The sequence below is a fragment of the Acinetobacter sp. YH01011 genome, assembly GCF_013420785.1.
In the GTDB taxonomy this organism is placed as follows: Bacteria; Pseudomonadota; Gammaproteobacteria; order Pseudomonadales; family Moraxellaceae; genus Acinetobacter; species Acinetobacter towneri.
Window position 1 is genome coordinate 15029 of sequence record NZ_VOYG01000014.1, and the last position, 20874, is coordinate 35902.

Below are 20874 nucleotides of genomic sequence, written 5' to 3' on the forward strand. Positions count from 1 at the left end.
TGTTCTTTTTGTTGGCTCTAGCTTAGTGCTCAAATATGACAAACCCGTCAGTATGCAGTGTTCAATTTGCAAAGATTTGTGAAAGTGCTGCATTGACGTGGATGATGTCGCAAAAAGGGGATGAATCTGAGCGCAAACTTTCCTATACTCAAAGCTTGTCTGACAACTATAGAATCGTCATGGACAGTGGCAGTAGTCGCACCGAACGAATATTTTTAAATTACATGCTGTGCCAACCAGAGCAAGCAAACTTATCTTTTCAGTGTCATCGCCGTGTGGCACGTTTGACCCATGATATTCAGGAGAAGAGTGCATGATCTTTGAATGGATGTCTGACCCCGCTGCGTGGGTTGGGTTATTGACCCTGATCGTACTCGAAATTGTATTAGGCATTGATAACTTGGTGTTTATTGCCATTTTGGCAGAAAAGTTACCGCCAGAACAACGCAATACGGCACGGGTGGTGGGCTTGCTTCTCGCCTTGGGGATGCGCCTGATTTTACTCGCCTCTATCGCGTGGGTCGTCACTCTGACCCAACCACTGTTTCATATTTTTGAACATCCTTTCTCTGGACGTGACCTGATTTTACTGTTTGGTGGTGTGTTCCTGTTGTTTAAAGGCACCATGGAACTGCGCGAACGCATTGAAGGCAAACCAGCACTAAAAGAAGAAAACCCTGTGCACGCGACTTTCTGGATGGTGATTGTGCAGATTGTGGTGCTAGATGCGGTGTTCTCACTCGACAGCGTGATTACCGCTGTGGGCATGGTGCAGCATTTATCGGTCATGATGATTGCGGTGATTATCGCCATTGGCATTATGTTGTGGGCCTCTAAAGCGCTCATGGACTTTGTCAATAAGCATCCTACCGTGGTGATTCTATGCCTGTGCTTCCTGATGATGATTGGTTTCTCATTGGTGGTGGAAGGCTTTGGCTATCACATTCCAAAAGGCTATTTATATGCCGCCATCGGCTTCTCGGTGATGATTGAATTCCTGAACCAAACCATCCGCAGAAATCAGGAAAAAACCGTGACCACCACCGATTTACGCTACCGTACTGCTTCGGCTGTGATGCGGATGTTAGGTGGCAAAAGTCAAAATACGACAGAAAGCAGTCATATCAACGAAGATGTTTTGGCTACCCGCGCCTTTGCTGATGAAGTCTTTGATGCTGAAAATGGCGTCTATCACAGCGTGATGGTACAAGGAGTGTTGGGCTTATCTGAGCGTCCTGTAAAATCGGTGATGACGCCACGTCCTGAACTGGAATGGATTGATTTAGACGAAGATGATGCCTCAATTCGCAGCCAATTATTAAGTATGACCCATTCACGAGTGATTGTGGCACGTGGTGAACTGGACAATATCTCAGGCATTGTCTTAACCCATAAAGTCATGAATCAATACATTGAAACAGGTGTACTGGACTTTGAAACACATTTGCGTGAACCCGTGATTGTGCATGAAAATGCCCAAGTTTTGATGGTGATGGAGCAATTGCGTCAAGCACCGCTGCAAATGGCGATTGTGCTGAACGAATACGGCTCGATTGAAGGCGTTGCCACACCCATTGATATTCTGGAAGCAATTGCAGGTGAATTCCCAGATGAAGATGCACTCGAAGCCAGTGCTGAAAGTTTGGAAGATGGCACATTATTGCTAGATGGTTCCATTGATATTCGTCACGTATCTTTATTATTAGGTCGTGATTTGGTGGATGAAAGCGAGCAATATTCAACTTTATCAGGCTATATTTTATTCCATTTGGGGCGTTTGCCTGAAAACGGTGAAAAGCTGCTTTCCGATGGTTATGTTTTTGAAATTGTGACCATGGATGGACATAAAATTGAAAAAGTGCATTTGATTCAGCAAGGAAGTTCTGACGAAGAATAGTTTGCAAATACCCCACCGAAAATAGCCCGTATATCGGGCTATTTTCCTATCTTTTATTTAAGATGATTGTCTATTTAAAATTGTTTTGGAATATTGATGAAGAATTTGGCATGTCCATGCGGGCAGGGCGATTATCAACACTGCTGCCAACCTTTACACGTAGGGCAGGCACATGCGGAAACTGCAAGCCAACTCATGCGTTCACGCTATAGTGCTTTTGCCTTACAACAAATTGATTATATTGTGCAAACCACTGCGCTAGGACAACAGGCAAGTCTGGATGTTGACGCAATTGCAGATTGGAGCAAGTCGAATCAATGGTTAAAGCTCGAAGTGCTGAATAGCAATGAAAAGCTAGATAAAAGCCATGCCCAAGTTGAATTTAAAGCCCATTACCACGATGCCAAGCAGACGCAAATTCACCATGAAATTTCCCATTTTGTGCAACATCAGGCCCGTTGGTATTTTCTAGATCCGACCACAGGGCAACAGCCGACTATGAAACAGCCGTGTATTTGTGGTTCGGGTAAAAAATTTAAGCAATGTTGTGCGCAATTTTTATAACTTTATCTTGGTTTTTCGCTTATTATAACGCGCATCTATTGGCCTAGTGAAAGAAGGGCAAGTCCATGTTGTTGTTGGTCATTTACTTAATCGCGATTACCGCAGAAGCGATGACAGGCGCATTGTCTGCAGGGCGTCGTAGCATGGATTGGTTTGGTGTCACCTTAATTGCCTGTGTCACCGCATTGGGTGGTGGTTCGGTGCGAGATGTGTTATTAGGGCATTATCCACTGACTTGGGTCAAACATCCTGAATATTTGGTGCTGACCTGTATTGCAGCTTTTATCACCATTTTAATTGCCAAATGGATGCGTCATTTACGTTCCATTTTCTTGGTGCTCGATGCTTTAGGCTTAATTGGCTTCACTATTATTGGTTGTCAAATTGCTTTGGAAATGGGGCATGGCTTTGTGGTGTCTGCCGTTGCAGGCGTCTTAACAGGTGTGTCAGGTGGGATTCTGCGTGATATTCTGTGTAACGATGTGCCTTTAGTGTTCCGCCGTGAGCTATATGCCAGTATTTCTTTTGTGTCCGTGATTTGCTATTGGTTGTGTATCGAAATCGGTTTGTCGCTTGAATTGACCGTGATCTCAACACTTGTTTTTGGTTTTACTTTGCGTTTGATTGCGATTTATTTTGGCTTAGAAATGCCTAAATTTATTTATCAGGACGATGATGAACATTCAGCATCCTCTAAAGATGAAACCTAATTGGTTATAAGAATTGTATTGAATATCCAAATAGAAGCGAACCGATCACCAGATCGGTTTTTTAATGCTATCCACATCCTGTCAATTCATAGTATAAAAATACAACAGCAGTTGTGTTTTAGCCCATATCCTTTTAGCCAACTTAAAGAGTGTGTTATGGATTTAGTTTCGCGTGTGCAACGTCTACCCATTGGAAAATTCCACTATAGCCTACTGGTGGTGATTGGTCTGGGCTGGATGTTTGATGCCATGGATACAGGACTGATCTCCTTTATTTTGGCAAAAATGGCAGAAGACTGGAGCATGACCCCTGCCGAAAAAGGCATGGTGGTGTCAATTGGCTTTGTCGGAATGGCCATTGGGGCAGTCTTTTCAGGTGGTCTGGCCGATAAAATTGGACGTAAAACTGTATTTGCCACCACCTTGGTGATTTACAGTCTAGCTACTGCCGCTTGTGCCTTTGCACCGAATTTAACTTGGTTACTGGTCTTTCGCTTTATTGTCGGTTTAGGTTTGGGCGGGCAGCTTCCCGTAGCGGTGACGTTGGTCAGTGAATACATTCCTGCGCATGTGCGTGGGCGTTTTATTGTATTGCTGGAAAGTTTTTGGGGCTTGGGGTGGTTATGTGCGGCATTGGTTTCTTATTTTGTGATTCCAAAATTTGATTGGCATACAGCATTTTTAATCGGTGGTTTGCCTGCCTTATATGCCTTGGTTATCTGGAAAAAAGTCCCTGAATCTATCCCATATCTGATCAATCGTGGTCGTATTGCCGAAGCACATGCACTGGTACAAAAGTTTGAGCGTCAATGTGGGGTAGAAGTCATTGAACAGATTGAAGTTCAGCCTGTTGCCGCTAAACAGCATATCTCTTTTACCCAACTGTGGTCGGGACCATTTGCACGTCGTAGTTTAATGCTGTGGCTGATTTGGTTTGGCATTGTCTATTCCTATTATGGCATTTTCACTTGGTTGCCTAGTCTGTTGGTGCAGCAAGGCTACAGCATCGTACAGTCATTTGAATATGTGTTGGGCATGATTTTGGCGCAATTACCCGGTTATATTGCAGCCGCTTGGCTGGTCGAAAAATTAGGCCGCAAAGCCACACTGGCAGGTTTTATTGGCATGTGTGCCGTATCGGCGTACTTCTTTGGTCAGGCGGATAGTGTGGCGATGATCATGTTCTGGGGTTGTTTGATGTCGTTCTTCAACTTGGGCGCGTGGGGGGTGCTATACACCTATACTCCTGAACAATATCCAACCAATATTCGTGCTTTTGGTTCAGGTTGGGCCTCGGCCATTGGACGCATGGGCGGTATTATCGCCCCGATGGTGGTCACACACATGATGGTTATGCAAAATGGCTTTAGTTATGTCTTTATGATGTTTACAGCGGTTTTATTGGCCGTTGCCTTGGTGATTGTGGTGTTGGGTGAAGAAACCAAAGGCAGAACTTTAGAGTCGATAGGTTTGTAAAATAACCACCAGCCATCGTATATTTTGCATTGCTGTTTTTTATAAAATGAATATTTTTACGGCATAAGACACAAATTGTCGCAGAGCATCCTTACTAGCCCTTGTGCAGGATGCTGCTGCGGCATAGCATAAGCCGATTGATACAAAAACAAATGATTTAGGACGACAGGTTTTATGACAAGCCTTGCGCATCATGCAACAGAAAACCGTTCCGTAGCAGAATTTACTGAACGTGCATACCTTAACTATGCCATGTACGTGATTATGGATCGTGCATTACCCCATATCAGCGATGGTTTGAAACCTGTACAACGCCGTATTGTGTACGCCATGAGTGAGCTTGGACTCAAGCACAGCGGCAAACCGAAAAAATCGGCCCGTACCGTAGGGGATGTATTGGGTAAATACCATCCACATGGTGATTCTGCTTGTTATGAAGCTATGGTGTTGATGGCGCAGCCGTTCAGTTATCGTTACCCATTTATTGAAGGGCAGGGCAACTGGGGGTCACCCGATGATCCTAAATCCTTTGCCGCCATGCGTTATACCGAAGCCAAACTATCGCAATATAGTGAAGTACTTTTGGCGGAATTGGGGCAAGGTACTTGTGATTGGCAAGATAACTTTGATGGCTCATTAAAAGAACCTGTCAATTTGCCTGCGCGTGTACCGAATATTTTGCTTAACGGCACCACAGGTATTGCCGTGGGGATGGCGACCGATATTCCACCGCATAACTTGCGTGAAGTGGTGAAAGGCACAATTGCCCTGATTCGCAACCCAAATTTAACCGATGAAAAAGTCGCAGAATATATTCCTGCACCAGATTTACCTACCAAAGCTGAAATTATTACCCCGCCTGAAGAATTGCTGAAAATGCAAAGTACAGGTCGTGGTAGTTACCGTATGCGTGCGGTGTACAGCATCGAAAAAAATGAAATCGTAATTACCGAATTGCCGTATCAGGTTTCGGGTTCAAAAATCATTACCCAAATTGCCGATCAAATGCAGGCGAAAAAACTGCCGTTGGTGAGCGATGTGCGTGATGAATCTGACCATCAAAACCCAACCCGTTTGGTGATTGTACTGCGTTCCAACCGTATTGATGCCGAAGCAGTGATGAGTCACTTATTTGCCACAACTGACTTGGAATCGAGCTATCGTGTCAATATGAACATGATTGGCGCAGATGGTCGTCCGCAGGTGAAATCGATTCGTCGTATTTTGCTGGAATGGATTGAGATTCGAAAAAATACCGTCACACGCCGTTTGCAATATCATCTCAATAAAATCGAAAAGCGATTGCACATTTTGGCAGGTTTGCTGATTGCCTATTTAGATATTGATACCGTGATTCGGATTATTCGTGAAGAAGATCATCCTAAAGCCGAGTTGATGGCGCATTTTGGTATTGATGAAATTCAGGCTGAAGCCATTTTGGAATTAAAGCTACGTCATTTGGCTAAGCTTGAAGAAATGGAAATTCGTCGTGAACAAGAAGAATTAGAAGCACGTGCTGCCATTATTCGTGAACAATTGGCGAATCCTGAATCATTGAAAAACTTAATTATCAGTGAGTTGAAAGAAGACGCGAAAAAATTTGGTGATGATCGTCGTTCACCGATTGTATTGCGTGCCGAAGCGACTGCAATTAATGAACAAGATATGCTACCTGCCGACCCTGTAACGGTGGTGTTGTCTGAAGCAGGCTGGATTCGTTGTGCCAAAGGGCATGAGGTCGATGCGGAAAATCTAAACTTCCGTGCGGGTGATCAATATCTCAGTCATGCACAAGGCAAATCCAATCAGCGCGTTTATATTTTAGATGATACGGGACGCAGTTATGCGTTGCCAATTAATAGCTTGCCTTCGGCACGTGGCTTGGGAGAACCATTAAGTTCAAAACTCGCTCCTGCCAGTGGCGTTGGCTTTAAACAATTACTAATTGCCGATGATGAAGCTGAAATTTTAGCAGCCAGCAGTAAAGGTTATGGTTTTAAAACACAGGCCAAACAGCTAGATACCAATGCCAAAGCAGGTAAAGCATTCCTGTCTTTGCCTGCACAATCGACAGTGATGAACTTGCAAATGATTGAACACGCGAGTCATGTTGCACTGCTCAGTTCAGCAGGGCGTTTACTGGTGATTGAACTGTCAGAATTGCCAATTTTGAACAAAGGTAAAGGTAATAAATTGATACAACTTGAAGAAAAAGATCAGTTGGTGTCTATGTTACCTTTAAGTTTAGATGAAGCAATTCAAGTATTTGCAGGACAGCAACAACTCAAACTCAAAGGCGACGATTTGCTGAAGTATGTGGCGAAGCGCGGCACGAAAGGTCAGCTCTTACCACGCGGTTACCAAAAAGCAAATAAACTGTTAATTCAAAGATAATACTAGCGTTTTTTAAGCAAAATACGTTATATATGGTTTGTATTCGTGAAAATGGATGCAATACGGGACATAAACAAGCAAACAACGACGTCCTGTATTGAGAAAAACAGTTTAAAACTAAGGATTATTGATTGGAGAAATTGGCATTATGGAAAAGATTTGGTTTGCTGAATACCAAAAGACAGGGATTCCAGAAACTGTAGAACTGCCTGCAGAAAATACGTCACTCGTAGACATTTTTGAACGTAATTTCCAAAAATTTGGTTCACGTGATGCCTTTATCTTTATGGATAAGGTTTTAAGCTTTAGTGAACTAGAAGAAGCTAGCCGTAAATTTGCAACTTATTTACAAAGTTTAGGTTTGGCACCTGGCTCGCGTGTTGCGGTGATGATGCCGAACGTACTTCAATATCCTGTGGTTGCACTGGGGGTGTTCCGCGCAGGTTTAGTTTTGGTGAACGTGAATCCACTTTATACTTCGCGTGAGTTAGAGCATCAATTAAATGACTCTGGTTCTGAAGTTTTAGTCATTATTGAAAACTTTGCATCCGTTTATCAGGCGATTATTGGTAAAACTCCTGTGAAGCATGTTGTTGTTGCTTCTGTGGGCGATATGCTAGGTGCATTAAAAGGCACGTTGGTGAATTTTGTTTTACGTTCAGTGCGTAAGCAAATTCCTGCATGGAACATTCCGGGTCACGTTAAATTTAACGCAGCAATGTCTAAAGTAAGCCCAAGCAACTACAAACGCCCAAGCTTAACTTTAAGTGATACGGCTGTGTTGCAATACACGGGTGGTACAACAGGTGTATCTAAGGGTGCAGAATTAACACACCGCAACCTTGTGGCAAACATGCTGCAATGTGATGGTATTTTCCAGAGTAAATTCGGTGCACAAGATGGTCAGCCAGATGACCGTATTTTCTGTGCATTGCCGCTGTATCACATCTTTGCATTCATGGTGTGTGCGCTTTACGGCATGTACAAAGGTCAGGCAAACGTCTTAATTCCAAACCCGCGTGACTTACCTGCGGTGATGAAAGAATTACGCAAATATCAACCAACTTTCTTCCCTGCGGTGAATACTTTATTCAATGCGCTTGTGAACAATGAAGAGTTTAAACAGCTTGATCACAGCAAATTGAAAATGGCGATGGGCGGGGGTATGGCAGTATTACCATCAACTGCTGAAGCATGGAAAAAAGTGACAGGCACTAACATCATTGAAGGTTATGGCTTGTCTGAAACTTCGCCAGTTGCAACGGCAAACCCGCCTGCATCTGACGAATTTAGTGGTACCATTGGTATTCCATTGCCATTAACTGAAGTGGCTATTTTGGATGATGACGGCAATGAAGTTGCACTGGGTGAGCAAGGTGAAATTTCAATCCGTGGTCCACAAGTCATGAAAGGCTATTGGAACCGTCCAGATGAAACCGATAAAGTGATGATTAATGGTTTCTTCCGTACAGGTGACATTGGTGTCATGGATTCACGTGGCTATGTGAAAATTGTAGACCGTAAAAAAGACATGATTTTGGTATCAGGCTTTAACGTGTATCCATCTGAAATTGAAGAAGTGATTGCGAAGCATCCGAAAGTATTGGAAGTGGCAGCCATTGGTGTACCAGATGAAAAATCAGGTGAAGTGCCAAAACTGTTTGTGGTGAAAAAAGATCCATCATTGACCACTGAAGAAGTATTAGCATTCGCTAAAGAGAACTTAACTGGCTATAAACGTCCACGTTATGTGGAGTTTATGGATGAATTGCCAAAATCAAACGTAGGTAAAATTTTGCGTAAAGATTTGCGTAAGACTGCGTAATTCATTCTGCTCTGAAATAAAAACGCCCCTGAAAACTCAGGGGCATTTTTTATATGCTATAGAAAATAGATTGTTTCTTGTTCGATAAAGGCAAAAGTATTACTCTTTCATCAGCCAACGGTCAAAGTAACGACGCCCAACACCCACAATACCCAAGAAAATAAACATCGCACCAAATTGGCGGCTAAAACCTGATTGATTAAAACTGCCATAACTTAAAATATTATCAATTAAGCAATACACCACAATCACAATAATCCAGTGCCAGAGCGGTAAGCGCTTAATCCCTACCGCATAAAACGCCACCCAAAGTACAACGAAGGTAAAAATGGTCGACCATACGTTCATGTTGGCGCAAATCACCATCAATAAAAATGCCACAATAGGCAACACAATTTTTAAAACACGATCCACTCGCAGTTGATGTTGGCGCTGCTTTTCAAGTACATCTAACATTTCCTTTTGATCTGGGCTGACCATACTGGATCCTTTATACAATTGCTTAAAACATGCTATTTAACAAAATTTATTCAAGAAATGCCATGTTATGATAAGTTCTCAATACAGTTTATGAGAAAAAATTGATGCAAAGCATAAGTGGAATTGTTTATCTAATTATAATTGCTTGCTTATTGCCGTATGTCTTTGCTGTTGTCGCAAAAATGGCAGGCGGCTTTAAACGTGAAGATAACCAAAATCCACGTGAATTTTTAGCCAAAACCACAGGTTTTGCTGCACGTGCTAACGCCGTACAGCAAAACAGTTTTGAAAGCCTGCCTTTATTTATTGCTGCAGTGCTCATGGCGGAATATATGGTCATCCCACAAGTGGTGGTGATGATGTTTGGTATTGCTTATATTGTGCTGCGCATTATTTATGGAATTTGTTATTTAGCCAATTGGGCGACGCTGCGTTCAATTGTTTGGATGCTGTCTTTACTTTGCCCAATTTGTATTTTGCTGATGGTGATTAAACTGACCTGATCAAGTCAGGTGTGAAAATATGTATTTTTGCCTTGCAGATGTATAATCGCGCAGTAATTCAGGACAGAAAACCGTTATAATTGACGCGGTTTTAAAAAGATTTAACTTGTTTAAGAGTGATGCTATGAGCTACAGCAATATCCCTGCGGGTAAAGATGCACCAAATGACATCTATGTGATCATTGAAATTCCTGCCAATGCAGCGCCAATCAAATACGAAATTGACAAAGATTCTGATGCATTATTTGTAGACCGTTTCATGGGTACAGCAATGTTCTACCCAGCGAACTACGGTTATGTACCAAATACACTTTCATTGGATGGTGATCCGCTAGACGTATTGGTTGTGACTCCACACCCAGTAGAGCCAGGTTCTGTGATTCGTTGCCGCCCAGTGGGTAAATTGAACATGGAAGATGACGGTGGTATTGATGCGAAATTGGTTGCCGTTCCGCACGAAAAATTAACCCCAATTTATAAAGATGTTCAAGAATATACGGATCTTCCACCATTATTGATCAGCCAAATTGAACACTTCTTCCAGCACTATAAAGACTTAGAGCCAGGCAAATGGGTGAAGTTAAGTGGTTGGGAAGGTGCTGATGTTGCAAAACAAGAAGTATTGAACTCAATTGAAGGCTACAAAGCTGCAAATCCATAATTTGCGTGGCCTGTTCAGCGTTCAAATGAAAGCTGAAATGTAAAAAACCTGCACATATTCTGTGCAGGTTTTTTTATTGGGTTTGCTATTCCGAGAAATTAGAATAATTTCACTGGAATATCTAACCAGATACGCCATTCATTGGTATCATTCATATAAATAGATTTGTAGCTATCATTTGCACGGTAATATGAGTGACGTACGCGAAGGCTCGCGTCTTTCGCAAAACCAGATTGAACGGTGTATTTTACTTGGTTAAAGAATTCACGTTCTTGACCATCTTTTGGTTGGTTACGAACATCAATGTCCCAACCGTAAACAAAAGCAGTTGTCCAGTTTAGACCAGGAAGACCATGATTTTTAAAGTTATAGTTGTATTGTAAGCCTAAAGATTTTTCATCATTACCTACAAAATCAGACAAATATGAGTTAGGCATATAAACAGTTTGATGACCGTCACCGACACCTTTGCCTAAACCATAGTCATAACCAGTGTTACCAGTATTTTGTTGGTATGCCACCATAAGGTTGTGTGGACCAGTGTTATATGTAGCGGAAAGTGCCCAAATACTGTTACTTAAATTATCAAAATCATTTGATGTATGTGAGTAAGTATAAGCACTACCATCTGCAGCTGCATCCCACTTAGTGTGATAGCCGCTGAAATCGTATGTTAAAGCACTATTGTTCGCAAGCGCTTGCTTAAAGTTAGCATTTACATAGTGGCGCTCTAAACGGTCTTTGATGTCTGTACCATAATAAGCAGTATTGATTGCATCATTGACTTTATATTTTGCACCCCAGACAACAGCACGATCTAATTGATTACCATCTGAGTTAATTTGATCAGAATATTGATTTTTAGTGAATTTACCAGCAGTTAACTCTAGACCATCAATTTCACGGCTAGTCACTAAAACACCTTCGAAATATTCAGGCACTAAACGGGCAGTGTTGCTAGCCAGTACAGGTAAATCTAAAACTTGTGTACCGTAAGTTGCTGTAGTATTCGAGATACGTGCTTTGACATAAGCACCACCACGCGCCCAATGGTCATAAGCATCTTTCGTACGATCTGCATTATTCTTGCTATGCGTTGGAATCATACCATTGCCCGTATGACCATTTTCACCTAGCTTGAATGAAGCATCACCAATCACGCCCACGCCAAAACCGACTACACCTTTGGTAAAGCCGGAATCTAATTTGACAATTGCAGTTTGCGCAAATGAACTTGTATCTGTACCAGGTTCTACACCTTTATAGTCACGAGTTAAATAACCTGTACGGAATAAAACCGAACCGTTTGCGTCTTCTACAAAGCCTTTAGATTCACTTTGTTCGCTAGCAAATGCAGTTGAAATAAGCGCTGCGTTGATCAATAACGCAAGTGTCAGTTTTTTAGATTTCAGCATTGGGAGATGGCCTCATGCAGTAAATGTGTAGTTGAAACGTAGGCGAATTGTATCGCTATTTATGCGCGAAAATATCATTTTTAAGGTGCTTATGACACTAAAGTTAAGCATTTTTTCGATAAACTGTAGGGTCATTAAAAATATTGAATTTTTAAAAGTTTAATAATTATTTTAATTTTTAGTAAAAACATAAACATATTTAAAACTTACTGAGTCACTGAAACATAGCCAAATACAGCGCATCTGCAACTTGTACATTAAAAATACAGTTTGTTCAATTTTTCAACAGCTTGGTGTGTGATCAAAGCGCATAAGGCACAGCATAAATTTTAAAATAGGGTGAAGTTTTCCCTGTGAAATGGTTATCTATGAAGTCGAATTTTGGGCAAGAGATAAGTGGGGAAATAAATTTATGAATCTTTATTTGAATTAAGAGTATAAAAATTACATTTTATTTAAGCTTTGAGTAATAGCTTTTGGCTATTACGGATTTCATGTGAAACATCGGTGTTTAGTTTTGGCATTACGATGAAAACAGAACTGTTTAAGCAGATATTTTATACATAACTTTTATATGGTCGTTGGCTTGCGAAAATTAAAATTGATCTATCGTTTTGGTCATTGAATTATTTTTGATGTGAAGATTGAAGTGTCGCGTCGTATATTGATGTCAAATTTTGGTGCAGAAATCTAGTGCAGTTTAGGACAGGATTTCTGTCTGTTCACTGAGTTTTGATAGTTGATGGCGTAAGGATGAACAGAGGATAGGCATGACTTTCTATTTTTTGATCAGGATAGGCTTGTGATTCTTGACTGCACTTTTTTAGGTATGTGATTTAGCTTTATTGCTATGCAAGGATGCAAAAAATAATCATAGCACTGTGTAAATTCATGTTTAAAGTGCAGTGGTTATAAGACGAGTATTGATGCAAATCAAAATTCATTCCAATCAAAATAAAAAACACACTAAAAATAATTGATGTATAACAATAGTTTAAATTTATATCTATTGCTTTTAAACGTAAAATTGCTGTTCTGAATTTCATCGTTGGCATAGAGTTTGCAATTCCTTCATTGAGTCAAAAAAAATAGACAAAGGCATCTCATCCGATGCAGGGGGAATCTAAAATGAAATTCGTACTTCAAACACTTTCTTTGGCGATGTTCGCAGCCACATCAAGTCTCAGCTTTGCTGCAGAAAATGCGACAGGCATGTCGTTTAGCGGGACAGCAGCCTTAACCAGTGATTATCGCTATCGTGGTTTAACTCAAACCTTTAATGATCCCGCAGTGCAAGCAGGTTTTGCTCTCAGCCATGATTCTGGCGTGTATGCAGGCGTGTGGGGTTCCAATGTCGATTTTGGTGGTACGGCACATTTAGAGCTTGACCCTTATATGGGCTATACCACAAGCCTAGATTATTTTGCCAGCAAACCCATTTTGGATGTGGGTTTTTGGTATTACGCCTACCCAAGTGAGAGCGATTTAAACTGGCTCGAAGCTTATGCAAAATTAGGTTTTAGTGATGTTTTGTTTAAAGATGCCAGCTTATTAACAGCCATTAACTACAGTAATGATTTCTTAGGTGGTGACACCGATGCTTGGTATTTCAATGCCACTTATACCGCACCCATTGGAAGTACCGGCTTTTCTGGGGTTGCTGGATTAGGTTACACCCAAGCAGATGACTTTGATTTTGGCGGTGGAAAAGACAGCTATGTAGATTGGAAAGTCGGTGTAAGCTATAACTTTGCTTCAGTTGAAGGTTTATCTGCTGAATTGGCTGCTGTAGGAACTGATATTGATACCGATGGTTTTTCGCATGCGGCAAAGCGTGGCGTTGAAACAGGAGCTGTATTTACTTTAACTAAAGCCTTCTAAAGATACGGCTACGACGATAAATAAAAGCTCCAGTTAGGAGTGAAACTTAAAACAATAAAAACAACTCGCCCATTGTACAGGCATGGCAATGGGCTATTTTCATCTCTTAGACTTTTAATCAGATTCTTAATCGAACTCTTAATTAGACTTTCAATCAGGCTTCATGGGCACGATAAGACAGTGCTTCACTCAAATGTGGACTTTGAATCTGTTCACTTTGGGCTAAATCTGCAATGGTGCGTGCCACTCGTAACACCCGATGATACGCACGTGCCGATAAGTTCAAACGCTGCTGCGCAATGGCTAAAATATTTTGCGCAGTATCATCTAAATGTGCAAATTGCTCTAATTGTTTGGGACTGAGCGCCATGTTTAAACACTCTTGGCGTTGCAATTGTCGTGTATATGCTTGAATGACACGGCTTCGCACGGTTTCAGAATTTTCCACTGGTCGGGTATCCTGTAATTCATGTGCTTGCAGAGGTGGTACATCAATGTGTAAGTCGATACGATCCAACAACGGTCCTGAAATACGGTTTTGATAGCGTTTAATACTTTCTGCAGAACACTGACAGCGCACATCTTGATTAAAAGCATAACCACAAGGGCAGGGATTCATGGCGGCAATTAGTTGAAAGTTGGCTGGAAAGGTAATTTGCCGAGAAGCGCGGGAAATCACAATTTCTTTGGACTCTAAAGGTTGGCGCAGCACTTCTAACACTTTTTTATCAAATTCAGGTAATTCATCTAAAAATAAAACGCCTAAATGCGCCAAGGTAATTTCACCGGGTTTGGGATATGAGCCTCCACCGACCAAGGCTACAGCAGAAGCGGTATGATGTGGGGCGCGAAAAGGACGCTGTCCAAACGTATGCGGGCTATTGGCCACTGAATAGATACTGGCAACCTCTAAATTTTCCTGCATATTCAATGGCGGTAAAATACTGGAAAGCCTAGATGCCAATAAGGTTTTGCCTGTACCGGGTGGGCCTTTGAATAGCAATGAATGTCCACCTGCAGCCGCAATTTCCAAAGCACGTCGTGGGCGCAACTGTCCTTTAACATCGACTAAATCAAAGGCGGAATGTGATAACTGTGGTTGGGCAGTCGCGGTGACTTTATTTAAAGGCTGGCTTTGTGCCAAATGTTCGCAAACTTGTTTTAAATGTGTGGCGGCAAAGACTTCAAAGTCAGGCAATTGAGCAGCTTCTTGTGCATTTTGTTCAGGTAAAACCAAACAATGCTGTGCCTGTTGGCAGGCAATCGCAATACTGAGTGTGCCTGTGGTGGGACGCAATTGACCATCTAAAGCCAATTCTCCAATAAACTCTAAACTTTCAGTGCTTTGTTCGGGCAATTGTCCCGAAGCAATTAAAATGCCTAAAGCAATGGCTAAGTCCAAACGCGAACCATCTTTGGGCAAGTCGGCAGGCGCTAAATTAATGGTCAGACGTTTGGTCGGAAATTGAAAACCACTATTAATAATGGCAGAGCGTACCCGATCTTTACTTTCACGCACGGCAGCTTCGGCTAGACCGACAATGGTTAAAGAAGGTAAACCTTGACTCAGATGGACTTCAACTTCAATTGCAGGGGCGTGCAAGCCGAGCAGCCCCCGCGTATACACTTTGGCAAAAGACATTTTTATGATGATCCGTTTTGGTGCGTTATTTTTATAATGTTTGTTTTTTGTTTTTATGCACTCAATTGGTGCTTATTTTTTGAGTTGAATTTTCTGTTCCAGTGCTTCAACCTGTTTTAACAATTCATTTAAACGTAAGTTGGCATTATTGAGCGCAGTACGTTGGCGGTCTAGCTCATCTTGCGAGACCAAATCCATTTTGGTGACCGCTTCATTGAGCAAAGCACGTAAATTATGTTCTAAATCTTTTTTAGGTTGTTCAACTTGTTCCAAAATGGCTTGTAATAAAGTTTCAATCATTGTTGTTTCCACAAAGATGGAGAAAATGGAGGCAGTGTAGCACTGGTCTTGAATAGACTATAGCATTTCAGACGAAATATGGATTTATTCGATGAGTAAAATCGTAAATCTTCTAGTAAATATGTCTATTTTTTGAAGATCACAACCATATAAATGTATAAAATAAGGTATAAAGAAAACTCATGTCACGGTTTCTAATTTCCCCCGACCTTAGAACTTTGGCATGGAATTTGAACATAAAACCTTACTGGTGAATTAAGCCGAAGGAAAACAAACATGAAGCTCGTAACTGCAATTGTAAAACCCTTTAAATTAGATGATGTGCGTGAAGCATTATCTGAAATTGGTGTTCAAGGGATCACCGTAACAGAAGTCAAAGGCTTCGGTCGCCAAAAAGGTCACACCGAACTTTATCGTGGCGCTGAATACGTCGTTGACTTCTTGCCTAAAGTTAAAATCGAAATCGCAATTAGCGATGAAATGGTCGATTCGGTGATTGAGTCAATCACTCGTGTTGCTAGTACAGGCAAGATTGGTGATGGCAAAATCTTTGTGACTAACCTCGAACAAGTCATCCGTATTCGTACAGGTGAAACGGGTGCAGATGCTGTTTAAAAGATGGCATGAAGTTTGCTGAGTACCTAATAACTCACAAAAACAAAGGTCGGGGGACACAAATGAAAAAAATGCTACTTGCGCTGAGTCTATCGAGCGCACTCCTCGGTGGTTCTGTTGCTTGGGCTGAAGAAGCCGCAACAGCCACCACTCCAACTTCAGATGTTGCAGTGCTTGAAACTGCCGAAACATCTCCTATCGAAACAACAAATGCAACAGAAGTTGCAGCTGTAGCAGAAGTCAGCACGCCCGAAGCTGCTGAACCTGAAGCTGTATTAGATACAGGCGATACCGCTTGGATTTTAGTTTCGACTGCTTTAGTTTTACTCATGACCATTCCTGGTTTGGCACTATTTTATGGCGGTATGGTACGCAAGAAAAACGTACTCAATACTATGGCTTATAGCTTTGTAGCAGCAGCCGTGGTCAGTATTGCCTGGGTGGCAGTGGGCTATAGTTTGGCTTTTGGTGAAGGTAATGCCTTTATTGGTGGTCTAGACAAAGTCATGCTGGCAGGCATTGGTACCGATGCGCTCAGTGGCAGTATTCCTGAAATTCTATTTGTGATATTTCAAATGACCTTTGCCATCATTACTGTGGCAATTATCAGTGGTTCAATTGCAGAACGAATGAAGTTTGGTGCCTTTGTTGCCTTTATCGCGATTTGGGTGGTCGTGGTCTATGCACCAATTACCCACTGGGTATGGGGTGGCGGCTGGTTAGGCAATGATGGTGCACTCGACTTTGCTGGTGGTACTGTTGTTCATATTAACTCGGGTGTTGCAGGTTTGGTTGCTGCATACATGTTGGGTAAACGTATGGGCTTGGGCCGTGAATCTATGGCTCCGCACAACCTAACTTTGACTGTACTGGGTGCAAGTTTACTCTGGGTGGGCTGGTTCGGTTTCAACGGTGGTTCTGCTTTAGGCGCGAATGGTGCAGCGGGTTACGCCTTAGTTGTGACTCAAGTGGCAGCCGCAGCCGCAGCAATTGCATGGCTTGTAGCAGAAAAACTGGTACGTGGTAAAGGTTCGGTATTAGGTGCTGCATCGGGTGCAGTAGCAGGTTTGGTGGTGATTACTCCAGCAGCAGGTTTTGTGACTGTTGGTGGTGCATTAGCGATGGGTTTAATTGGTGGTGTGGTCTGTTTCTGGGGTATTACTGCCTTAAAACGCGCCTTGAAAGCCGATGATTCTCTAGATGCCTTTGGACTACATGGTGTAGGTGGTATTGTCGGTGCAATTTTAACAGCCTTCTTTGCCAGCGAGTTTATTATGGGCGATGCTGCACCAAGCAACCTAATGAGCCAACTTTGGGTGCAAGTTGAAGGTGTGTTAGCGACCATTGCTTACTCTGCTGTACTGACTTTCATCATCTTAAAAGTAATTGATCTAACCATTGGTATTCGTGTGGCTGCAGAAGATGAGCGTATGGGACTCGACTTAAGCCAACATGGTGAACGTGTAGAATAATCCAGACAGCACATAATCAATATATTGTGTAAAACAGCCCTTCGGGGCTGTTTTTTTTCTATATGTTGCGTAAAACTCTACAAAGTTTGGAAATTTTGCTACACTGCATTTTCATTCAAATTTGTGCAATTAAACCGCTATGCATTGTCCATTTTGCAACACTGCAGACAGTAAAGTGATTGACTCACGTTTGGCGGCAGAAGGCTGCCAAATTCGCCGACGTCGTGAGTGTATTGGCTGTGGTGAACGCTTTACCACCTTTGAAAGTTATGAAGTGGTCATGCCACGGGTGATTAAATCTGATGGTAAAAGTGAGCCTTTCGATGAAGCCAAGTTGCGTCGCTCGTTAATGCATGCTTTGCAAAAACGTCCTGTGACCCAAGAGCAAATCGAAACTGTACTCAGCGACATCCAATTACAAATTCGCCGTTTGGGAGAGCGTGATGTGAAATCACGTACCATTGGTGAGGTTGTTATGCAGGCTTTATTTGCATTGGATCATGTCGCTTATGTACGTTTTGCCTCGGTGTATCAAGACTTTCAGGATGTCGAAGCATTCCGTCGCCAAATTGAACAAATGCAGTCGCGTGAGCAATAAAGCGCAATGCCAGCATCTATTCCACAGCATCCATCATCCATGACTGAACTCAATACTGACGCGCAACCTGATGATCTTTTTTGGATGCGTCGTGCCATTGAACTGGCACGTTTGGGGCAATACAGCACCAAGCCAAATCCGAACGTGGGCTGCGTTATTGTTAAAGATGCCCAATTATTGGGCGAAGGTTTCCATCCTCGTGCAGGACAGCCACATGCCGAAGTCTTTGCTTTGCGTCAGGCCGCTGAACAAGCGCAGGGTGCAACTGCTTATGTGACTTTGGAACCTTGTGCACACTATGGGCGCACACCACCATGTGCCAAAGCCTTGGTCGATGCAGGCGTGGCCAAAGTGGTTGTGGCTTGTCCAGACCCAAATCCATTGGTGGCAGGTAAAGGTGTTCAGATTCTACAGGATGCAGGTATTCAGGTTAGTGTGGGCGTGGCAGAAGCCGAAGCAGCGCAGTTAAATTCAGGCTTTTTAAAAGCTATGGCTACAGGTATGCCTTATGTGCGTTTAAAAATTGCCTCCAGTTTGGATGGTCGCACGGCCATGGCCTCGGGTGAATCCAAATGGATTACAGGGGCAGCAGCACGTGCAGATGTGCAACATTGGCGTGCAATTTCTGCAGCGGTCATTACGGGTGTTGATACGGTACTGGCCGATGACTGTCTGCTCAATGTACGTCAGTTGGCAGTGGATGATCTTCACAATGTGGTACAGCCAAAACGGATTATTTTAGACCGTCAGGGGCGGTTAGCGCTGACTGCACAAATTCTGCAGCAACCTGAAACCGTGATGGTGATGGGGCCGTATCGTGCAGAGTTGGCAGCCTTAGGCGTGATACAATTGGCGGTACAGCCTTTGGCAAGCTTGCTGGCTGAACTGGTCAAACAGCATCAAATTTATGATGTACTGGTTGAGGCAGGCGCAACTTTATCTACCGCTTTCTTGCAGGAAGGCTTGGTCGATGAAGTCATTAGTTATGTGGCGCCTACATTATTAGGGCAATCAGCACGTGCCATGTTTAATGCAGAATTTGAACGTATGGCAGAGCAACTTCGATTTAAACTTTGCGACGTCACTCAATTGGGTGATGACGTGCGCCTTAGGTTAATTCCTTCTCAAGAGACACTATGAGTTCAGAGTCAACGGTTTATCACAAACGTCGTCATGCGGCACGCACCACTGATGAATACTTATTTCATCAATTGGTGCCTTATTTGGGCAATAAACGCCGTTTACTGCATCTGATTTTAGAAGCCCTTGAACAGACAGGAACGCTACATCCTAAAGATGGTCGTGCCCCAATTTTTGCCGACTTTTTTGCAGGCTCAGGGGTGGTATCACGTTTGGCGCGCCAAAATGGTTATCGGGTAATTGCCAATGACTGGGAACCGTACAGCCATGCCTTAAACCATGCGATTTTGGCCTGCACTGAAGCACCTGCGTTTAAAGAATTAGGCGGCTATCAAAAAGCCATTGATTATTTGAACCGTTTGCCTGAAGTCAAAGGCTGGGTGACGCATAATTTGTGTCCGCGCAATGACGAAATTTATGACCCAAGTCGTGACCGTTTATTCTTTAAACGTCGTAACGGTATGCGCATAGATGCGATTCGTCAGCAAATTGCTACGTGGCAAGCGCAGGGTGCCATTGATGATGTTGAGATGTCGGCATTGTTGGCGCCGTTGTTGTACTCTGCCAGTTTTGTCAGTAATACCAGTGGGGTGTTTAAAAGCTTCCACCACGGCTGGGGTGGCAAAACTCAAACTGCACTCGAACGAATAGAATCATTATTGTGGCTCACGCCAAGTCGTTTTTGTGACATTGGTGAACCAAATAAACCTGCTGCAGAAATGTGGTGTGTCGATGCACAGCATCTTGCCAATCAAATGAGTGGTTTTGAGGTGGATGTGGCTTATTTAGACCCACCGTATAATCAACATGCTTATAGCAGTAACTATCATGTCTTAAATGCCTTAACCTTGTGGGATCAGGTCGATTTACCAACCCCAGACACCAAAGGCTTTAAAAGTGGTATTGACCGTGCATGGCGCAAAGAACGTCCAAGTCCATACAACTCATCTAAGTACGCCAAAGAGGCGTATGAAACCTTATTGGACACCATTAATGCACGTTTTATTCTGACCAGTTATTCTACCGATGGTAATATTAGTGCCACAGACTTGTTGCAAGCCAATTTAAAACGCGGTCGAGTGACGTTATTGACGCAAGATGTTCCGCGTTATCGCGTGAGTAAACAGCGTCAGTCCGAGCGTGCGCGCGTGCTGGAATTTATTGTGATTACCGATACGCATGCCAAGTCAGGCCCACCTATTCGCCAGTTGTTAGGGCAACTTTACCATTTTGCAGAATTGGGTGGTGTAGATACCTCAGGTGTGAGTACCCAATTGGCGTTGTGGTAAATCCACAAATCC

19 protein-coding genes are annotated in these 20874 nt (G+C 42.7%); 15 read left to right on the forward strand and 4 right to left on the reverse strand.

The genetic code is table 11. From position 1 onward, the window contains the following. Positions 1 to 101: 101 nt before the first annotated feature. The 7 genes from FTT78_RS10335 to FTT78_RS10365 all read left to right on the forward strand — a co-directional run bounded on the left by FTT78_RS10335 (position 102) and on the right by FTT78_RS10365 (position 8866). A complete protein-coding gene (locus FTT78_RS10335) occupies positions 102 to 317 on the forward strand; it encodes a hypothetical protein (RefSeq protein WP_143228680.1) in 216 nt (71 codons plus the stop codon). After that, on the forward strand, positions 314 to 1897 hold the full coding sequence (locus FTT78_RS10340) for a TerC family protein (RefSeq protein WP_179989583.1): 1584 nt from the start codon (positions 314 to 316) through the stop codon (positions 1895 to 1897). Before FTT78_RS10335 ends, FTT78_RS10340 begins: the two co-directional genes overlap by 4 nt. 96 nt (positions 1898 to 1993) lie before the next feature. Further along, positions 1994 to 2461, forward strand: a complete 468-nt coding sequence (locus tag FTT78_RS10345; protein WP_180044240.1) for a YchJ family protein — start codon at positions 1994 to 1996, stop codon at positions 2459 to 2461. Positions 2462 to 2526: 65 nt separating this feature from the next. Then, complete coding sequence (locus FTT78_RS10350; protein WP_004975638.1) at positions 2527 to 3171, forward strand: trimeric intracellular cation channel family protein; 645 nt, start codon at positions 2527 to 2529, stop codon at positions 3169 to 3171. Positions 3172 to 3327: 156 nt separating this feature from the next. Next, complete coding sequence (locus tag FTT78_RS10355) at positions 3328 to 4647, forward strand: MFS transporter (protein WP_104852902.1); 1320 nt, start codon at positions 3328 to 3330, stop codon at positions 4645 to 4647. A gap of 174 nt (positions 4648 to 4821) precedes the next feature. Further along, a complete protein-coding gene (gene parC / locus FTT78_RS10360) occupies positions 4822 to 7041 on the forward strand; it encodes a DNA topoisomerase IV subunit A (RefSeq protein ID WP_180044238.1) in 2220 nt (739 codons plus the stop codon). 148 nt (positions 7042 to 7189) lie between these two features. Beyond that, positions 7190 to 8866, forward strand: coding sequence for an AMP-binding protein (locus FTT78_RS10365; protein ID WP_180044236.1), 1677 nt, complete (start codon positions 7190 to 7192; stop codon positions 8864 to 8866). A gap of 99 nt (positions 8867 to 8965) precedes the next feature. On the opposite strand, the gene FTT78_RS10370 is transcribed toward FTT78_RS10365, so the two are convergent. Further along, positions 8966 to 9346, reverse strand: coding sequence for a hypothetical protein (locus tag FTT78_RS10370; RefSeq protein WP_004975646.1), 381 nt, complete (start codon positions 9344 to 9346; stop codon positions 8966 to 8968). A 104-nt stretch (positions 9347 to 9450) separates the two neighbouring features. On the opposite strand from FTT78_RS10370, the gene FTT78_RS10375 reads away from it, so the two are divergent. Beyond that, positions 9451 to 9849, forward strand: a complete 399-nt coding sequence (locus FTT78_RS10375) for an MAPEG family protein (protein ID WP_096902243.1) — start codon at positions 9451 to 9453, stop codon at positions 9847 to 9849. A 124-nt stretch (positions 9850 to 9973) separates the two neighbouring features. After that, positions 9974 to 10510 carry an inorganic diphosphatase gene (ppa, locus tag FTT78_RS10380; protein WP_004975651.1) on the forward strand — a complete coding sequence of 179 codons (537 nt, stop codon included), beginning with the start codon at positions 9974 to 9976 and terminating at the stop codon, positions 10508 to 10510. Between the two features lie 98 nt (positions 10511 to 10608). Here the strand turns inward: ppa and FTT78_RS10385 are convergent, their stop codons facing one another. Continuing rightward, a complete protein-coding gene (locus FTT78_RS10385) occupies positions 10609 to 11925 on the reverse strand; it encodes an OprD family outer membrane porin (RefSeq protein ID WP_180044234.1) in 1317 nt (438 codons plus the stop codon). Between the two features lie 1128 nt (positions 11926 to 13053). On the opposite strand from FTT78_RS10385, the gene FTT78_RS10390 reads away from it, so the two are divergent. After that, positions 13054 to 13806, forward strand: coding sequence for a TorF family putative porin (locus FTT78_RS10390; protein ID WP_026438393.1), 753 nt, complete (start codon positions 13054 to 13056; stop codon positions 13804 to 13806). 154 nt (positions 13807 to 13960) lie between these two features. Here the strand turns inward: FTT78_RS10390 and FTT78_RS10395 are convergent, their stop codons facing one another. Both FTT78_RS10395 and FTT78_RS10400 read right to left on the reverse strand, forming a co-directional pair. Next, the gene (locus FTT78_RS10395) at positions 13961 to 15448 is read right to left on the reverse strand and encodes a YifB family Mg chelatase-like AAA ATPase (RefSeq protein WP_180044232.1); all 1488 of its coding nucleotides are present in this window, start codon (positions 15446 to 15448) and stop codon (positions 13961 to 13963) included. 72 nt (positions 15449 to 15520) lie between these two features. Further along, the gene (locus FTT78_RS10400; protein WP_096902239.1) at positions 15521 to 15748 is read right to left on the reverse strand and encodes an accessory factor UbiK family protein; all 228 of its coding nucleotides are present in this window, start codon (positions 15746 to 15748) and stop codon (positions 15521 to 15523) included. 276 nt (positions 15749 to 16024) lie between these two features. Here FTT78_RS10400 and glnK point away from each other — a divergent pair, with 276 nt between their 5' ends. The 5 genes from glnK (at position 16025) to FTT78_RS10425 (ending at position 20862) form a co-directional block, all read left to right on the forward strand. Further along, a complete protein-coding gene (glnK, locus tag FTT78_RS10405; RefSeq protein ID WP_004650081.1) occupies positions 16025 to 16363 on the forward strand; it encodes a P-II family nitrogen regulator in 339 nt (112 codons plus the stop codon). Positions 16364 to 16425: 62 nt separating this feature from the next. Then, positions 16426 to 17835 (forward strand): ammonium transporter, encoded by a 1410-nt coding sequence (locus tag FTT78_RS10410; protein WP_179989573.1) that lies wholly within the window; start codon positions 16426 to 16428, stop codon positions 17833 to 17835. 139 nt (positions 17836 to 17974) lie between these two features. Continuing rightward, positions 17975 to 18433: a transcriptional regulator NrdR gene (gene nrdR, locus FTT78_RS10415; RefSeq protein WP_096902237.1), complete on the forward strand. Its 459-nt coding sequence runs from the start codon at positions 17975 to 17977 to the stop codon at positions 18431 to 18433. 39 nt (positions 18434 to 18472) lie between these two features. Next, a complete protein-coding gene (ribD, locus tag FTT78_RS10420; protein WP_179989603.1) occupies positions 18473 to 19573 on the forward strand; it encodes a bifunctional diaminohydroxyphosphoribosylaminopyrimidine deaminase/5-amino-6-(5-phosphoribosylamino)uracil reductase RibD in 1101 nt (366 codons plus the stop codon). Then, a complete protein-coding gene (locus FTT78_RS10425) occupies positions 19570 to 20862 on the forward strand; it encodes a DNA adenine methylase (RefSeq protein WP_179989572.1) in 1293 nt (430 codons plus the stop codon). The genes ribD and FTT78_RS10425 overlap by 4 nt, the downstream gene beginning before the upstream one ends. Positions 20863 to 20874 lie beyond the last annotated feature (12 nt).

Coding starts and splice junctions, on each gene's coding strand:
- FTT78_RS10345 (WP_180044240.1), top strand. CDS start 1,994: ATGAAGAATTTGGCATGTCCATGCGGGCAGGGCGATTATCAACACTGC.
- FTT78_RS10335 (WP_143228680.1), top strand. CDS start 102: ATGATGTCGCAAAAAGGGGATGAATCTGAGCGCAAACTTTCCTATACT.
- nrdR (WP_096902237.1), top strand. CDS start 17,975: ATGCATTGTCCATTTTGCAACACTGCAGACAGTAAAGTGATTGACTCA.
- FTT78_RS10355 (WP_104852902.1), top strand. CDS start 3,328: ATGGATTTAGTTTCGCGTGTGCAACGTCTACCCATTGGAAAATTCCAC.
- FTT78_RS10350 (WP_004975638.1), top strand. CDS start 2,527: ATGTTGTTGTTGGTCATTTACTTAATCGCGATTACCGCAGAAGCGATG.
- FTT78_RS10425 (WP_179989572.1), top strand. CDS start 19,570: ATGAGTTCAGAGTCAACGGTTTATCACAAACGTCGTCATGCGGCACGC.
- FTT78_RS10340 (WP_179989583.1), top strand. CDS start 314: ATGATCTTTGAATGGATGTCTGACCCCGCTGCGTGGGTTGGGTTATTG.
- glnK (WP_004650081.1), top strand. CDS start 16,025: ATGAAGCTCGTAACTGCAATTGTAAAACCCTTTAAATTAGATGATGTG.
- FTT78_RS10395 (WP_180044232.1), bottom strand. CDS start 15,448: ATGTCTTTTGCCAAAGTGTATACGCGGGGGCTGCTCGGCTTGCACGCC.
- FTT78_RS10385 (WP_180044234.1), bottom strand. CDS start 11,925: ATGCTGAAATCTAAAAAACTGACACTTGCGTTATTGATCAACGCAGCG.
- parC (WP_180044238.1), top strand. CDS start 4,822: ATGACAAGCCTTGCGCATCATGCAACAGAAAACCGTTCCGTAGCAGAA.
- FTT78_RS10390 (WP_026438393.1), top strand. CDS start 13,054: ATGAAATTCGTACTTCAAACACTTTCTTTGGCGATGTTCGCAGCCACA.
- ppa (WP_004975651.1), top strand. CDS start 9,974: ATGAGCTACAGCAATATCCCTGCGGGTAAAGATGCACCAAATGACATC.
- FTT78_RS10375 (WP_096902243.1), top strand. CDS start 9,451: ATGCAAAGCATAAGTGGAATTGTTTATCTAATTATAATTGCTTGCTTA.
- ribD (WP_179989603.1), top strand. CDS start 18,473: ATGACTGAACTCAATACTGACGCGCAACCTGATGATCTTTTTTGGATG.
- FTT78_RS10400 (WP_096902239.1), bottom strand. CDS start 15,748: ATGATTGAAACTTTATTACAAGCCATTTTGGAACAAGTTGAACAACCT.
- FTT78_RS10365 (WP_180044236.1), top strand. CDS start 7,190: ATGGAAAAGATTTGGTTTGCTGAATACCAAAAGACAGGGATTCCAGAA.
- FTT78_RS10370 (WP_004975646.1), bottom strand. CDS start 9,346: ATGGTCAGCCCAGATCAAAAGGAAATGTTAGATGTACTTGAAAAGCAG.
- FTT78_RS10410 (WP_179989573.1), top strand. CDS start 16,426: ATGAAAAAAATGCTACTTGCGCTGAGTCTATCGAGCGCACTCCTCGGT.